The following is a 17309-nucleotide window of genomic DNA, read 5'->3' as shown; positions in this document are numbered from 1 at the left end:
TTCTCTTTTTACATAATAGCACAGAGGAAGCATTATGAAAAAATTTTTTGGCGGAGCGGTTCTTGTGATACTGCTGACATTCCTATTGCCGGGAGTGTGCTCACAGGCAGCTGATTCAAGGACTATCGCAAACGGTGTTTATATCGGAACCGTGGATGTTTCAGGCATGACAGTGAGTGAAGCTCAAGCTGCCGTTGACAGCAGAGTCCAGCAGCTAAGGGACAGAGAGCTTGTGCTTGAAGCTTCAGCGGATCAATCCATAACAATTACAGGCGCAGATCTTGGTATCGCCTGGGACAACAGGTTTGTTGCCAATCAGGCTTATCAGCTCGGACATCAGGGCAATATCGTTCAGAGATACAAGGCGCTTAAGGACCTTGAGAAGTCCAATCAGGTTTACGAGCTCAAGCTTTCCTATAACAATGAGGCTCTGCAGGAAGTACTGGGAAGATGCAGCGAGAGCTTTAATAAAGAGAAGGTTAACTTCACCTTATCCAGAACCGAAGAGGGATTCAATATATCAGACGGTCAGATCGGTTACCTGGTCGATACAGATGAATCCGCCAATGTTATCAAAAATGTTATCAGCAGCGAGTGGAGCGAAGATGCAGAGCATATTCAGCTCTCCGTAAAAGAGGACAAGCCCCTCGGAAGCCATGAAGAACTTGCCATGGTCAAGGATGTCCTTGGTACCTTCACCACCAGCTATAAAACCTCGGGTTCAGCCAGAAGTGCCAATGTTGCCAACGGCTGCTCACTTTTAAACGGAACAACGATCTATCCCGGGGAGGAACTTTCAGTACTTGATAAGATTACTCCTTTTACTGAGGCCAACGGATATTTTCCCGCAGGCTCATACCTCAACGGACTTGTGGTTGAGAGTGTTGGTGGCGGTATCTGCCAGGTTTCAACAACGCTTTACAACGCAGTTCTCTTGGCAGAGCTTGAAGTTACAGAGCGTCATAACCATTCTATGATCGTCAACTATGTTTCACCTTCCGCAGATGCGGCTATTGCCGAGTCCGGAGGTAAGAACTTCAGATTTGTTAATAATACGGAACATCCTATTTATATAGACGGATACACAACGCCGGATAAGCACATTACCTTCACTGTGTACGGAGTTGAGACAAGACCTGCCAGCCATCAGGTATCTTATGAGAGTGAGGTTCTTGAGACGATTCCAGCTTCCGCCGATGATTTCAGATTTGACGGATCACAGGGCGTTGGCTATGTGGGCGTTCAGTCAGCTCACGTCGGCTATAAGGCACAGCTCTGGAAGGTTGTTAAGGAAGACGGTGTTGTAACAGAGAAGACTGTGGTAAACAGCAGCACCTACAAGATGGTGCCCAGAATCGTGACCATCGGAACCGCAGGCGCTGATGATGGTGCAATGGCACAGCTTAACACAGCGGTAGCAACAGGCGATGTCAACACGGTCAAGGCCGTGGCAGGTGCAATCCTCGGAGCAAGACAGGCCGCAGGCACAGAGAATGCAGCAGCCGCCAATCAGGCAGCCCAGGATGCGGTGAACGCCGCCAACGCACAGCTTGCCGCCCAGGCAGCAGCCGCTCAGGCAGCAGCCGCTCAGGCTGAGGCACCGTCAGAGGACCTGGAGTCAGTTAACAGCAACGGGTAATCATTACCTGATAAACGAGTGATCTTGATATGAGAATCGGAAAAATAACAGAGAACGCTTTGAAACGCTCAGTTTTGAAGCCATTGAAGACAGAATACAAAAAGAATGCGAGCGCAGCTGTAGGGACAGACTGCGCTTTTTCTTCAAATAGACGGGTTTTTTCCGCCACAAGCCCCATGACGGCGGATGCGACGGATGCCGGCTTCTATGCGGTAACCAAGGCAATTAACAGTATTGTATGCCAGGGAATCACACCGGATCATGTGACAGTTTCGGTGCTGCTTGATCCCGATTCAGAGGAGCAGGCACTTAAGAAAATAGTAGCAGACTGTCTTGAAGCCTGCAAAGAAGCAGGTGTACCCTACGCCGGAGGTCACACAGAGGTTACAACTGCAGTGAACAGACCGGTTATTACCGCAACCTGCGTAGGCTATGCGGAAGGAACTTCAGATGAGGAGAAGACCTTTTTTGAAGCTAAGGGTAAGGCCGGACAGGCCATTGTCATCAGCAAGTGGGCAGGCCTTGAGAGCACAGCCATGTTGGCAAAGGATCGCTATGACGAGCTTATAACCAGATACCCTGCACCCTTTATTGACGGCGCTGTCAGGTTTAAAGAAATGGTAAATATCGGCAGAGAGGCTGCAGTCGCGATGAAGGCCGGAGCCTTGAGTATCCATGACGCTTCAAACGGCGGTATTTTTGCCGCACTCTGGGAGCTGTCAGGTAGAGCAGGCTGCGGTCTGAAAGTGGATTTAAAGGCAATTCCCATCAGACAGGAAACAATTGAGATCTGCGAATTTTTTGAGATCAATCCATATCAGCTATTGTCAGGAGGCGCACTTCTTTTTACCGCAGATGACGGTGAGAGGCTTGCAGATGCCCTCAGGGAAGAAGGAATTCCCGCGGCAGTGGTGGGTTTTTTGCAGGAAGGGAACGACAAGATCATTGTAAATAATGACGAGACCAGGTTCCTTGACATGCCTCAGACTGACGAAATACACAAGGTTTTGGGCTGAGGGAAATTGCCGCTTTAGTAATGTACTAAAGTATAGTAAGATTAAAAGAAAGTAGCGTAGACGAGTGTTTAAATAGGAGATTATTAATGGGGACAAGAGAAGAAATCCTTAAAGTTATTGAGAAAAACAGCCGCATCGAAATCAAGGAGCTTGCGGTTTTGATCGGAGCAGAGGAGATCACTGTGGCTAATGAGCTTAAAGCCATGGAGGAAGAGGGCGTTATCTGCGGATTCAACACAATGATCGACTGGTCCAAGACTGATATCGAGAGAGTAGATGCACTTATCGAGGTTAAGGTTACTCCCACAAGAGGCCTTGGCTTTGACAGCATCGCTGAGAGAATCTATAAATATCCCGAGGTAACCAGTGTTTATCTTATGAGCGGCGGCTTTGACCTTATGGTAATCGTTGAGGGCAAGAGTCTTCAGGAGGTTGCGGGTTTTGTTAACAACAAGCTGGCAGTTCTTGATACCGTTCAGAGCACAGCCACCCATTTCATCCTTAAGAAATACAAGGACCACGGAACAATACTGGCCAAGCAGTACGAAGATACAAGGGAGATGATGTCATTATGAGAAATCCCATAGGAAGTAAAGTTGTAGACATCAAGCCCTCGGGTATCAGGAAGTTTTTTGACATAGTTCATGAGACAGAGGGGGCTATTTCGCTTGGTGTCGGCGAGCCGGACTTCGATACGCCCTGGCACATAAGAGACGAGGGCATTTATTCACTGGAGAAGGGCAGAACCTTCTACACCTCCAATTCAGGACTTATTGAGCTTAGAAAAGAGGTTTCGAATTATATTAAGAGAACTCAGGGAATCGACTATGATCCTATGAGCGAGGTGTTCATCACTGTTGGTGGATCCGAGGCAATCGATCTGGCTTTCCGCGCAATGATAGATCCCGGGGATGAGGTTCTTATCCCGCAGCCCAGCTACGTATCCTACGAGCCCTGTGCTATTTTGGCAGATGCCAAGCCCGTTATTATTGAGTTAAAAGAGGAAAATGAATTCCGTCTGACCGCTGAGGAGGTTCTGGAGAAGGTAACGGACAAGACCAAGATTCTTGTACTGCCTTTCCCCAACAATCCCACAGGTGCCATCATGGAAAAAGAGGACCTGGAGAAAATCGCCAAGGTTGTCATCGAAAAGGACCTCTATGTTTTGTCAGATGAGATATACGGAGAGCTTTCCTACAAGAGTAAGCACGTATCCATCGCATCCCTTCCGGGAATGAGAGAGAGAACTATTCTCATCAACGGTTTTTCCAAGGCCTATGCCATGACCGGCTGGAGACTTGGCTACGCCTGCGGACCGGAAGTTATCATGAAGCAGATGGTCAAGATCCATCAGTACGCCATCATGTGCGCTCCCACCACCAGCCAGTATGCTGCGGTAGAGGCACTTAAGAACGGCGACGAGGATGTTAAGGTTATGCGCGAGGAGTACAACAGGAGAAGAAGATATCTTCTGAATGAGTTCAAGAGACTTGGTCTTCCCTGCTTTGAGCCTTACGGAGCATTCTACGTATTTCCCTGCATCAAGAAGTTCGGTATGAGCAGCGACGAATTCTGCACCAGACTCCTTCAGGAAGAGAAACTGGCGGTAGTTCCCGGCAGTGCCTTCGGCGACTGCGGTGAGGGCTACATCCGTATCTCCTACGCCTACTCCCTTGAGAACCTCAAGACAGCAATGGGACGACTGGAGAGATTTATTTCTAAATTTTAATGATAGAGCCACTAAGGGGCCTGTCTCCATCAACAAATTGTGAACTTCACAGACTGGCGGAGTTCATTGTTGTTCACAGTTTGTTAATGGGGACAGGCCCCTTTATTGCTGTTTTTGCGGTAATCAACACTGTTAATTGGAAATAATTGTGGTTTTACATCCCATAGTGTTGTATTATTCTCTAGCTATAAGATGTTTATGAGCGTAATAAGCTAAGGAGATATGGAATGAAAAACAGGATTATCGCCCTTTTACTGTGCATGAGTATGGCAGGAACAGCAATGGGCTGTGGGGCAAAGGGGAATGATGACAGAAATAATGAAGCAGAAGCCAAAGAGGCGGTGGAGGAGTTGATTTCACAACTTGGTTCCGGGCAGGAGTCCTCGCAGGAAGCTGATAACGTGGTGGAGGCAGATGCTGAAGATACTACGGGAACAGTGGCTTCGACTGATCTTGGCGAGGCATATGTTACAAGATATTCTGCTGGCAGTGAATTGTTCATGTGTGACAGCGATGAGTTCTACAAGAACCTTATGCTGACCAGTATTGATGCAAAGCTTGCTCTAGCTGAAAAAGGCGAATATATTGGATTTCAGAGTGAAGTGTGGAACGAGAAGATAGAAGGAACCATCGCTTCACTCAAGGAATCGGGGAAGCTTAGCGATTCCGATAAGGAAAAACTGGATGAGATAGAGGCACAGTGGTCTGATTTCGATACAAGATACCGTAAGCTCTGGGGAGAATTGTACGATGCAGACGGATACATACACGGAAGTATGTACCGTGAGATGGAAACAGATGTCGCCGCCTGCAAGTACGAGCTGTTCGAAGGAGCACTGATGGCTCTTGAGTATGAGGTTACAGGAAGCAACAAGCTTACACTTAGTGTCCTTTCGGAGGATACTGACCTTAGTAGCGTACAAGGATATGATTTTGAGGACGTCTCTGTGTGCATGGAGGCAGGTTCTGATTTCGTGGAGATGGTCGAGGAGACAGGACTTCTGACCATGGGTGAGCATGAATGGCGTAATATTGCAGCCGACAGTGCCAAGATCATGAAGGAGATTGGCTCTGAAGAGTCCGATGGAAGCCCTTATGTAGTTAATTACGTTCGCCTTACCAAACTTATGAATGAGCTTGAGGAGAGCGTATCAGGAAACTCAGACAAAGCCTTGGCCCTTAGGGAACATCGTTTTAAACTGCTGGCCATTGAAATGCTTAATCTGCAGGCTCTCATGTTAAGAGATGTTGAGGGATTGGCTGATGGCGATGTCATGAATGCAGGCTTTGTTGATGAAGCAAAGGAATGCTATCACATTGGCATTCAGAGGCCCTACGAGGTTGAAGGAGAGTATTATCATTTCTTTGACTGCTTCTTTGCTGATGGCACCTACACGGGCGTTTTTTACCCATCTAAAAAAGATGATGTCAGCTCCGACAGATATGTTAATAGCGGCTGCGACTTTAGCTGCGAATACATAGACGTTACCTTTGATGGTCACGAGGACATCGTGATATCTTTGGGAGCTGCGGGGAACTGCTTAGTACATTGTGCTTATGTCTATGACAATGGCGAATTTACATACGTGAAGTCATTCGAGAACATACCTGACTATAGAATAGATGAGGAAGCACAGTGCATTACCGGTATGGGCTATGACGGCAGTGAGCATAGCTACATTTATGACAATGGAGAATTTGTGGAGAAATAATATGGCTGAAGAAAAGAAAACACATAAGAAATCCAAGAAGAAAAAACGACATATTTTCAGGAATATTATCCTTTTCATAATCGTATTTGTATTATGGTTTGAGATTCCTGTTACGGAGGAGATTCATATTGATGACGGCGGCAATGAACAAGAGCAGCCTGCCCGCTTTGCATTGGTGACAGATCTTCATTCCTGTTATTACGGAAAAAACCAGAAGACTCTTGTAAAGATGCTTAAGAAGGGAAAGGCAGATGCAGTGCTGCTGTCCGGAGATATTTTTGACAACAAGTTTGGCGATAAGAATGCCAAGATATTTCTGGAGCAGATTGCTGATTCATATCCATGCTTTTACGTTGCGGGTAATCATGAGTTCTGGAGTGACAGCATGGATGAGTGGAAGGAATATCTGCGGGGCATAGGCGTTACTGTTCTTGAAGGCAACTTCGAAACCATCGAGATCAAGGGGAAAACCTATGAAATATGCGGCGTTGATGATCCTACCTACATGTCAGATGATGAATGGAGAGCTCAGCTGGACGGTGCATATTCAGGATCAGATAATTACAAGATCCTCTTATCTCACAGACCGGAGAGGGTAGATTTCTATGATGACTACAATTTTGACCTTGTGGTCTGCGGACACGCCCACGGCGGACAGTGGATAAATCCTTTTACCGGCCTTGGAACCTTGGCTCCGGATCAGGGATATTGGCCTAAATATGTGGACGGTCTCTACACCCTCAGTAACGGAACCAATATGGTAGTCAGCAGAGGCCTTTGCAGAGAGCGCATGCCCTACCCCAGATTTTTTAATCATCCGGAGATTGTGATGATTGAAATATAGGAACTTGCATATTTTTTATATTAGTAGTAGAATGTGTGCAATATGTAATAAAGGCTGTGACGAAGACAGTAACAGGTAAGGGAAAGCTCCAGAGAGCTGCCGGAAGGTGCGAGGCAGTGCAAGTAACTACCAGGTGAAAATCACTTCTGAGCTGCGGGATTGAAGGTAATATCAGTAGATTCCGACGTTGGCTTTGGCGTTAACGAAGCGCGTATTCAACCGCAGTTCTGCGGCGCGTATGTGTAAACAGGTGGTACAACGAAGTATATTATTAGCCTCGTCCTTTTTACAAGGGACGGGGCTTTTTATATTTGCGTGTGAAGCAGAGCCATGCAGTGATGTACAAATACATGCTGGCATGCATTTGTACATCAATATATGGCGAGTAACACGAACGAGGAAATGCTTGTCATTTCCGAGTTTGGGGCTGATTCATACGCGTGTGATGAAAGGAGAGAGTATGTATAACAAAGTCGAAACTGACATGAATTTTGTCGGCAGAGAAAAACAGATTGAAGAGTTCTGGAAAAAAGAAAACATATTCCAGAAGAGTGTGGACACAAGAAGCAAGGGCGAGATGTATATGTTCTATGACGGACCCCCTACAGCTAACGGTAAGCCCCACATCGGACACGTGCTTACCCGTGCCATCAAGGATATGATTCCTCGTTACAGAACCATGAAGGGTTATACAGTTCCCCGTAAGGCAGGCTGGGACACACACGGTCTTCCTGTTGAGCTTGAGGTTGAGAAGCTTCTTGGCCTTGACGGCAAGGAGCAGATCGAAGAGTACGGTATGGAGCCTTTCATCAAAAAATGTAAGGAATCCGTATGGAAATACAAGGGAATGTGGGAGGATTTCTCCGGCACAGTAGGTTTCTGGGCTGATATGGAGCACCCCTACATCACCTATGATGACAATTTCATTGAGTCCGAGTGGTGGGCTCTTAACGAGATCTGGAAAAAGGGTCTTCTCTACAAGGGCTTCAAGGTAGTTCCTTACTGCCCTCGCTGTGGTACCCCTCTTTCATCTCACGAGGTAGCACAGGGCTACAAGGTTCTTAAGGAGCGCACAGCTGTTGTTCGCTTCAAGGTTAAGGGCGAGGATGCATATTTCCTTGCATGGACAACCACACCCTGGACACTTCCTTCAAACATCGGCCTCTGCGTAAACCCTGACGAGAAGTACGTTAAGGTTAAGGCAGCAGACGGCTATACATATTACCTTGCAGAGGCTCTGGCTGATACAGTTCTTGGCTCTCTGGCAAAAGAGGAAGGTCAGAAGGCCTACGAGGTTCTTGAAACCTACGTTGGAACAGACCTTGAGTATAAGGAATATGAGCCTCTTTACCAGTGCGCAGCTGACGAGGCTGAGAAGCAGCACAAGAAGTGCTTCTTCATCTACTGCGACAACTATGTAACTATGTCAGACGGTACCGGTATCGTACATATCGCTCCCGCCTTCGGTGAAGACGACGCAAGAGTTGGTCGTAAGTACGACGCTCCTCTTGTACAGATGGTTGACGGCGAAGGCCGCCTTAAGCCTGAGACTCCTTTTGCAGGCTACAGATGTAAGCCCACTCAGAAGGAAATCGATGAGGGTGCAGTAAGTGCCGATCCTGAGGTACTTAAGGACCTCGACAGCAGAAGTCTTCTCTTCTCTGCACCTAAGATGGAGCACGATTATCCTCACTGCTGGAGATGTTCAACACCTCTTATCTACTATGCTCGTTCATCATGGTTCATCAAGGTTACAGAGGTAAAGGACGATCTTATCCGCAATAACAAAGAGATCAACTGGGTTCCCGAGTCAATCGGTAAGGGACGTTTCGGCGACTGGCTGGAGAACATCCAGGATTGGGGTATCTCCCGTGACAGATACTGGGGAACACCTCTTAATATCTGGGAGTGTGATGACTGCGGTCACCAGCTTTCAGTAGGTTCTAGAAAAGAGCTGGCTGAGCTTTCAGGAGACCCGTCCGCTGAGACTACAGAGCTTCATAGGCCCTATATCGATCAGTTCGAGATCACCTGCCCTAAGTGCGGTAAGAAGATGCACAGGGTAAAAGAGGTTATCGACTGCTGGTTTGATTCAGGAGCAATGCCTTTTGCACAGCTCCACTATCCATTTGAGAACAAGGAGCTCTTCGAGAAGCAGTTCCCTGCTGAGTTCATCTCAGAGGCTGTAGATCAGACCAGAGGATGGTTCTACTCACTTCACGCAGAGGCTACACTTCTTTTCAACAAGCCTGCATTTAAGAACGTTATCGTTCTTGGTCTTGTTCAGGATGAGAACGGACAGAAGATGAGTAAGTCCAAGGGCAACGCCGTTGATCCTTTCGACGCTCTTGAGAAATACGGTGCAGATGCCATCAGATGGTATTTCTACACCAACTCAGCACCCTGGCTTCCTTCAAGATTCTCAGGAGATGCTGTTATGGAAGGACAGCGCAAGTTCCTTGGTACACTGTGGAACACCTACGCATTCTTCACACTGTATGCTAATATCGACGGATTCGATGCAGCTAACTACAAGCTGGAGCTTGATAAGCTCACCGTTATGGACAAGTGGCTTCTTAGTAAGCTTAACAGCTGCGTAAAAGCTGTAGATGAGAACCTTAATAACTACAGAATTCCTGAGGCTGGTAAGGCTCTTGACAACTTTGTAGACGAGATGTCCAACTGGTATGTACGCCGCAGCCGTGAGAGATTCTGGGCTAAGGGAATGGAGCAGGACAAGATCTCTGCTTACATGACACTTTACACAGCTCTTGTTACAGTATCCAAGGCAGCTGCTCCCATGGTTCCTTTCATGACAGAGCAGATCTACCAGAACCTTGTAAGAAAGAGCTTTGCAGATGCACCTGAATCAATCCACCTTTGCGACTTCCCTGCAGTAGATGAGTCTCTCATCGACGCTAAGCTTGAGAAGGACATGGAGGAAGTTCTTGATATCGTAGTTCTTGGACGTGCCGGCAGAAATGCAGCCAACATCAAGAACCGTCAGCCTATCGGACAGATGTATGTTAAGGCTGAGCAGACAGTAGGTGAGTTCTACACAGATATCATCAGAGAAGAGCTCAATGTTAAGAATGTTGCCTTCACAGATGACGTTCGCGACTTTACAAGCTACACCTTCAAGCCACAGCTTAAGACCTTGGGACCTAAGTATGGTAAGAACATCGGAGCAATCAAGGCTTACCTTGAGACTCTCGACGGAAATGCAACCATGGATGAGCTAGGCACTAACGGCTCCATCAAGTTCAATGTCAACGACGTTGACGTAGAGCTTGTCAAGGAGGATCTCCTTATCGAGATGGCTCAGAAGGAAGGCTTCATTTCTCAGGAGAACTGGGGAATCACAGTGGTTCTTGATACCAACCTTTCAGAGGAGCTTATCAAGGAAGGTTTCGTCCTTGAGGTTATCAGTAAGGTTCAGACCATGCGTAAGGATTCAGGCTTCGAAGTAATGGATCACATCAAGGTTTCACTTAACGGTAACGACAAGCTTGCTGAGATTGTTAAGGCCAACGAGAGCAGCATCTCCACCAAGGTCCTTGCAAACGAGGTGGTATACGGATCTGACGTTGCTAACGCAAAAGAGTGGGATATCAACGGCGAGAAGGTTACTATCGGCGTTGAGAAGGTTTAATTATCTGAAGACATAAGATAAATATTTAGGGGGCTGACTTTTTCAAAAAAGTCAGCTCTCTTTATTTTGTGAATTAACAGGTTTTAACTGACCGTTTCCGAGGCTTATTTATTCGGATGCATCAATTACAATTGGCAGTAGTTGATAAAAAAATTAACGGGGTAAAAAAAGTAATGAAAAAGAGAATAAGTTTTTTAACAGCTGTTTTGGCAGCATCTATGCTGGCCGGTTGCGGAGCGGTACCGGTGACAGAAACTGAGCCTGAAGCTGAGAAGTCAGATCTTCGAGAGCTCTTGGAGGAGACTACTTCAGATAAGGCTTCTTCAGATGATACTACTTCGAAGGAAGAGTTGACAGCACCGGTTCGAAATGAAGAGACGTCATACGCTTATGACATTATGGTAAAGACAGCAAGACCTTTTGAGGGTTATGAGGAAACAGGAACAAGGACTGCCGAAGAAAAAACGGATAATGCCTATGCCATGGCAAGAGAAGAGGGCGAAGGAGACTTTGCCAAGTACATGGATGGATATGCAGAATCCTCATTAAACGGTAAGCTTTCCCTCTATCGCAGAAAATCCGGGGATGAAAAGTTCATCTATGAGATTCAGGAAAGTGGCGAGACTGTCATCACAACTCCTGAATTTGATAATTCCATCTATTCTTATCACTATTTTCAGGTGGCTGATATGGACCGTGATGGAACAGAGGAAATACTGGTGGCTGACTATATACCCACTACAGCAATAATGGCAGTTGGACAGTTTTATGTTTATAAGAAATCAGGAGAGACCTGGGATCTTTTTGCCGGAAACAGCTGCGACGGGCAGGGAAATATTGAAACCCTTCTGGAGGGACGCTCAGAATACCAGGATGCCCGCATTGACGATGTGGAACTGATGGAGGATGGCCTGAGAGTTATCACTGACAAAGGAACCAAGATAGATGCTGTGTTTTATGGTGAGGAATATGAGCTTATGATCACAGAGCGTCAGGAAGGTGAGAGTGATGCTCCAGAGAGTGAGAGTGCCATGACTCCCAGGACATTTTTTGCCGAATGCATGGGAACTTATTCCTATGAGGGATGTACTCTTGACGGATCTGATGGCATCCTGGTCATCGAAGAAGGCGATTACTCCTTCATAGAATTCAGCGATTATATCGGAGGAGATGATTGGAATTACCGTTTTGAGGCCAATGACTCCAACTGCAAAGAGATAAAGGGAAACAAGGCATATGTTGAATATCCCGAGATGGTATATGCCGATGATACAGCCATTTTTTCCTATTACATATTTGAGAAGACCGATGAAGGCATAAATGTATACTTCAGTAAGAACTCTTTTGATGAAGCAGAGCTTATATACTCAGCTGTAAAATGATCAAGGGTAATGTCATTCGTCCCATTTCGAAGTCGTTTCGTCAGAAAATAGTCGGTAGAAGAAATAAAAGTGATAAAATTATCTGGCTGTGATCAGAGTATAGATTAATTATCACAGCTGAAAGAGAGAAAAAAGAATGTCGCAGTTTAGTATTAAGCCTGAAAGCGTAGGAAACAATGTGCAGACTTTCAGGTCAGCAGCAGAAACAATCAGAAAATGCTCAACGGAGTTAGAAGAAATCAAGGAAAATCTTGATCCAAGTTTAATGGAGGTGGCTCCTGCTCTGACGGCGGTGGCGTCATGGTAGTTGAAGCTGCCAATTCCAAGAAAGGAATGAAATACCGTTCTTTGGATGAGTGGAGAGGTGAGGAGCTTCTTTTTGCCAAGGTGGTTAAGAACTAATAATTTGGGATAAATGAGGATTTGATTATGAAAAAAAAGTTAATGGCAGTAATGAGCATGGCGCTGGTTCTTGCTTGCACCGCTTGTGCGGAGACAAACACAGCTGGCAGTGTGCCGGTTGATAACGAGGAACAGGTAAGCGCAGAACAGATTATTGCGGAGTTACCTCAGGAAACGTCGGATGAGGCAGCTAAGGCTGAGAGCAGCGAAGGAGATAATGATACAGATAGTTTGGTAGCTGAGCAGACTCCATCTGGGTATGAGCTTGTGGGAGAGGCACTTTCCGAGGAGGAGCTGACAGAAATCTCTGAGAAGATTTCATCTGCAGAGTACAATGGTTTTTTAACAACTGCCTATGAGACGGCTGAAGATATAGATTGGACTAGGGTTTTGTACTGCGGAGCCGATATCGGAGCGATTAATGAGGCAAGCGATGAGGAAGTTGCTGCTTATCTGGAAACAGCGGGTACTGAGGAGTACGGTGATATCCTTTCCATCAAGAGAGCGGATCTGGAGGCATATGTTCAAAAGCATACGAAGACAGATTATAAGTCTGCAAAAAATCCTTATAAAGGGACCTATGTTGAGGCCTACGATACCTATTATGTTCAGCGCTCAGAAGGTTATCTCTATAACTACAAATGCCTGGAGGGAGCAAAAGACGGCCCGGTGTATACGGTAATTGTTGAGAACACCGAATATGGAAGCTATGACAAGAGATCTGAGTTTTGCTTTGAGAAAGAAGGAGATACTCTTGTAGTAAGATCCAACAGAATCCTGTGGGAAGAGCAGGCAAAGAGCCGGTTCGATGTGGCTTTTACACAGTATGTCGATAGCAAATGCGAGATATATTGCTATGAGAACGGATATGTGCTCCTTGTAGTTGATGGTAATTCCAAGGATCACGTCTTTGCAGAATATGATTCTAAGCGCATGGAAGTTAAAGATGTGGCAAGCTTTGATGTAAACGGCGATGGATATGAAGATCTGGTACTTATCGGAAGTGCAGATAACTGTGATCATGTAAATATATTTAAGTATGATGAAAAAAGAGTCGGCTTATTCCCTGATGAGGAATGTGATCTTGAGATAGATGGCAAGCTGGGCACTTCAATTGATATGGATTCCGTAAAGGCCTTAATTGAGACGTAAATCTGACGAATCTGTAATCTGATATTGAAGAAAATGTGGAGAAGTATGTATGAAAAAGAAGTTTATTGCACTTATGATGGTTGGTGCTATTTTGACCGGTTGCGGTCAAAGTGAGACTGTCGCAGATAATCAGCAGAGCGTACAGGAAAGCACCGCAGCAGAGTTAAATAGCCAGGTAGAGGTAGATAGAAGTGCTGAGGCAAATAGCAATGTAGGGCCGGACCGCTTCGGACGTTTTTCCAAGGTCATGGATAATGAAGAGCCCTTCTTTTGTTTCGAGTGGGCAGATGAGGAGATGACCCTTGAGGAGTACGGGATAAGCATTATGGCGGAAGGAATCCCTGAGATCAAGGAATATACCTTTGTTGATCTTGACGGTGAGAACGGAGAGGAGCTGATTCTCTATTGTCCTCAGGGAGGTAGCAACTTCCTCATACTTACGGAAGTAGACGGTAAGTTCTATGGTACAAGCAGGGGCTACCGATGCTTCGAGGAGCTTCAGAAGGACGGCAAATACCTGGGAAATGGCGGTATTGGAGACAACTACTATTACACCATGAAGATTGGTAAAGACGGCGTTACTGAAAACATGTTTGCTGAGCAGCATACAGAGTGGCCTGAGGAAGGTGAACCTATCGACAATCTGGTTGTTAACGGAGAACCTGTTGATGATCTTCAGGGGTGGCTTGATCAAAATTACTCAGATCCGGCTGAGTGGATAGCATACTAATAAGCTGCAGAATCAGAACCTGTTACCTCTGATCCTGCAGCTTTTTTACCGGTGTTTAGAGTTTACGCTAATTTTATAAATTGGTGTACGGTTTTGCGGTAAAATAGTTACATACATATTATACTGAGCCATAAAAGGACTTGATTTTTGTGCGAAAAGTGCGTATATCATAGTATTAACCAGAACCGGTCAATATTATTTCAGATAATACGCGGGTTTATGGCATAAGTGAGGAGGCAACATGAAGAAAAAACAGCTATCTTTTGACAAAGACCTATTCAAACGAAGTGTGCAGTACAATGTAAAGACTCTGTACCGTAAGACCATGGAAGAGGCAACGCCCCAGCAGCTCTATCAGGCAGCAGCCTACGCCATCAAGGACGCCATTGTCGACCACTGGATGACAACCCAGAAGGCGGCAGCAGAGCAGGATCCCAAGATTGTGTACTACATGTCAATGGAATTCCTTATGGGAAGGGCATTTGGTAACAACCTCATCAATCTTCAGGCTTACAAGCCGGTTAAAGAGGCTCTTGATGAGTTGGGAATCGATGTTAACCTTATTGAGGATCAGGAGCCGGATCCGGCCCTTGGAAACGGTGGTCTCGGAAGACTTGCCGCATGTTTCCTGGATTCTCTTTCAACCCTGGGATATCTGGCCTATGGCTGCGGTATCCGCTATAAATACGGTATGTTCCGTCAGGTTATTCAGGATGGTTATCAGGTTGAGGCACCGGATACCTGGCTTGAGAACGGCAATCCTTTTGAACTTAGAAGAAATGAGTACGCCAAAGAGGTTAAATTCGGCGGCTACGTAAATGTTTATACAGATGATTACGGCAGAACAATATTCAAGCAGGAGGGATATCAGGTTGTAAGAGCAGTTCCCTACGATCTGCCGGTTATCGGATATGGCAACGGCGTTGTTAATACCCTTAGAATCTGGGATGCCGAGCCTGTACAGTGTTTCCAGCTTGACTCTTTTGACAAGGGTGATTATCAGAAGGCTGTTGAGCAGGAGAATCTTGCCAGCCAGCTGTGTGAGGTTCTGTACCCCAATGACAACCATATTGCAGGAAAAGAGCTGAGACTTAAACAGCAGTACTTCTTTATCTCAGCTTCAGTTCAGACTGCGGTTAAGAGATATCTTAAGAACCACGAGGATATCAGAAGATTTTACGAAAAGGCTGTATTCCAGCTCAACGATACGCACCCTACTGTGGCAGTTGCAGAGCTCATGCGAGTTCTCATGGATGAATATTATCTTTCATGGGATGATGCGTGGAATGTCACTGTGAATACCTGCTGCTACACCAACCATACAATTATGTCGGAGGCTCTTGAGAAATGGCCTATGGATCTGTTCCAGAGACTTCTTCCGAGAATTTTCCAGATTGTGGATGAGATCAACAGAAGATTCGTGGATCAGATCATGCGCCAGTATTCAGGCAGCGCAGGAATCGATGTTCAGGCCAAGATCCGCAGCATGGCTATACTTTACGACAATCAGGTCAAGATGGCTCACCTTGCCATAGTAGGCGGACATTCCGTTAACGGTGTAGCAAGGCTCCATACCGAGATCCTTAAAAAGAGAGAGCTTAAGGATTTCTACGAGATGATGCCGGAGAAGTTCAACAACAAGACCAATGGTATCACCCAGAGAAGATTCCTTATGCATGCCAATCCGCTTCTGGCAGACTGGGTAACGGATAAGATCGGAGATGACTGGATCACAGATCTGTCTCAGATGGACAAGCTCAAAGCCTATGCAACCGACAAAAAGGCTCTTGCGCAGTTTATGGATATCAAGCTCAAAAACAAGGAACGTCTTGCGGCATATATCCTTGAGCATAACGGAGTTAAGGTTGATCCTAAGTCAATTTTTGATGTACAGGTTAAGAGACTTCATGAGTATAAGAGACAGCTCCTGAACATCCTGACAGTTATGTACAAGTATCATGACATTAAGACTCATCCCAGCAAAGATTTTTATCCGAAGACCTATATCTTCGGTGCCAAGGCGGCTGCGGGATATCTTACAGCCAAGCTTACCATCAAGCTTATCAACTCGGTTGCGGATGTTATCAATAACGATAAGGATATCAAGGGCAAGATCAAGGTAGTATTCATCGAGGATTACAGAGTATCCAACGCAGAGCTTATCTTCGCTGCAGCAGATGTCTCCGAACAGATATCCACTGCAAGTAAGGAAGCTTCCGGAACAGGTAACATGAAGATGATGCTTAACGGCGCAGTTACCTTGGGAACTCTTGACGGAGCTAACGTTGAGATTGTTAATGAGGTTGGAGAGGAGAACGCCTTTATCTTCGGTCTGACTTCACAGGAAGTTATGGATTATGAGAAGAACGGCGGCTACAACCCTCAGGATATTTATCACTCTGATCCAAACGTCAAGGTTGCTCTGGATATGCTTGTAGATGGCACCTTCTCCAAGGACAGAGAGCTGTTCAGACCTCTGTACAACAGCCTTCTTACAGGCATTGGCGGAAACAAAGCGGATCAGTACTTTATTCTGAAGGATTTCGAGTCTTATCTTGAGGCTCAGAACCGCATTTCCGATGCTTATGCAGACAAGAAGCGCTGGGCTAAGATGGCATTTCTCAACACAGCAAGCTGTGGCAAGTTCTCATCCGACAGAACCATTCAGGAATATGTTGATGAGGTTTGGCATCTGGATAAATTGCAGATTGAAGTTAAATAAAAACTATTGGGTCAGGTTTTAATACCTGGCCCTTGTTGTTGTTATTATTAAACGGCCATACGAACGCCAAATAATGATAAAACATCAAATTCTTATGACTTTCTTAAGATTTGTTTAAGACTTTCTTAAGATTTGGCCAAAACTATTTACAACATACTATATTGGTGCTAATCTTTCCTCATTGAAAGCAACGTATAGTTCTACTCCCAACCGGGAGTGATCCACGAGTGCGGACGATGTGTCTAATTCATCGTTATACAATCTTGCATTCGGGATATCTTTCATTCAACCACTGAATGTGCAGGGCAGATCCTTGCTTACCTATCACC

12 protein-coding genes and 1 other annotated feature are annotated in these 17309 nt (G+C 45.8%); all 12 genes read left to right on the top strand.

Annotation, left to right across the window (positions count from 1 at the left end; genetic code table 11):
* Positions 1-34: 34 nt before the first annotated feature.
* The 12 genes from NXH67_RS02550 (at position 35) to NXH67_RS02495 (ending at position 16980) form a co-directional block, all read left to right on the top strand.
* Complete coding sequence (locus tag NXH67_RS02550; RefSeq protein WP_022777981.1) at positions 35-1639, top strand: VanW family protein; 1605 nt, start codon at positions 35-37, stop codon at positions 1637-1639.
* An 83-nt stretch (positions 1640-1722) separates the two neighbouring features.
* On the top strand, positions 1723-2655 hold the full coding sequence (locus NXH67_RS02545; protein ID WP_272796259.1) for an AIR synthase related protein: 933 nt from the start codon (positions 1723-1725) through the stop codon (positions 2653-2655).
* An 86-nt stretch (positions 2656-2741) separates the two neighbouring features.
* Entirely contained in the window at positions 2742-3230 is a 489-nt protein-coding gene (locus tag NXH67_RS02540; RefSeq protein ID WP_022777979.1) for an Lrp/AsnC family transcriptional regulator, read from the top strand.
* Positions 3227-4384 carry an aminotransferase class I/II-fold pyridoxal phosphate-dependent enzyme gene (locus NXH67_RS02535; protein WP_022777978.1) on the top strand — a complete coding sequence of 386 codons (1158 nt, stop codon included), beginning with the start codon at positions 3227-3229 and terminating at the stop codon, positions 4382-4384. Before NXH67_RS02540 ends, NXH67_RS02535 begins: the two co-directional genes overlap by 4 nt.
* Positions 4385-4611: 227 nt before the next feature.
* The gene (locus NXH67_RS02530; protein ID WP_272796258.1) at positions 4612-6096 is read left to right on the top strand and encodes an XAC2610-related protein; all 1485 of its coding nucleotides are present in this window, start codon (positions 4612-4614) and stop codon (positions 6094-6096) included.
* A 1-nt stretch (position 6097) separates the two neighbouring features.
* Positions 6098-6940: a metallophosphoesterase gene (locus NXH67_RS02525; protein ID WP_272796257.1), complete on the top strand. Its 843-nt coding sequence runs from the start codon at positions 6098-6100 to the stop codon at positions 6938-6940.
* 47 nt (positions 6941-6987) lie between these two features.
* Positions 6988-7228: a binding site (T-box leader), on the top strand.
* Between the two features lie 172 nt (positions 7229-7400).
* Positions 7401-10592: an isoleucine--tRNA ligase gene (gene ileS / locus NXH67_RS02520; RefSeq protein WP_272796256.1), complete on the top strand. Its 3192-nt coding sequence runs from the start codon at positions 7401-7403 to the stop codon at positions 10590-10592.
* Positions 10593-10765: 173 nt separating this feature from the next.
* Complete coding sequence (locus tag NXH67_RS02515) at positions 10766-11974, top strand: LptM family lipoprotein (protein WP_022777974.1); 1209 nt, start codon at positions 10766-10768, stop codon at positions 11972-11974.
* 136 nt (positions 11975-12110) lie between these two features.
* Entirely contained in the window at positions 12111-12281 is a 171-nt protein-coding gene (locus NXH67_RS02510) for a hypothetical protein (protein WP_022777973.1), read from the top strand.
* 122 nt (positions 12282-12403) lie between these two features.
* Positions 12404-13528, top strand: coding sequence for a hypothetical protein (locus tag NXH67_RS02505; RefSeq protein ID WP_272796255.1), 1125 nt, complete (start codon positions 12404-12406; stop codon positions 13526-13528).
* 49 nt (positions 13529-13577) lie between these two features.
* Positions 13578-14258 carry a hypothetical protein gene (locus NXH67_RS02500; RefSeq protein ID WP_272796254.1) on the top strand — a complete coding sequence of 227 codons (681 nt, stop codon included), beginning with the start codon at positions 13578-13580 and terminating at the stop codon, positions 14256-14258.
* A gap of 241 nt (positions 14259-14499) precedes the next feature.
* The gene (locus NXH67_RS02495) at positions 14500-16980 is read left to right on the top strand and encodes a glycogen/starch/alpha-glucan phosphorylase (RefSeq protein ID WP_022777969.1); all 2481 of its coding nucleotides are present in this window, start codon (positions 14500-14502) and stop codon (positions 16978-16980) included.
* Positions 16981-17309 lie beyond the last annotated feature (329 nt).

It is taken from the genome of Butyrivibrio sp. DSM 10294 (assembly GCF_028539135.1).
In the GTDB taxonomy this organism is placed as follows: domain Bacteria; phylum Bacillota; class Clostridia; order Lachnospirales; family Lachnospiraceae; genus Butyrivibrio.
This window is presented reverse-complemented; position numbering and strand designations above follow the sequence as displayed.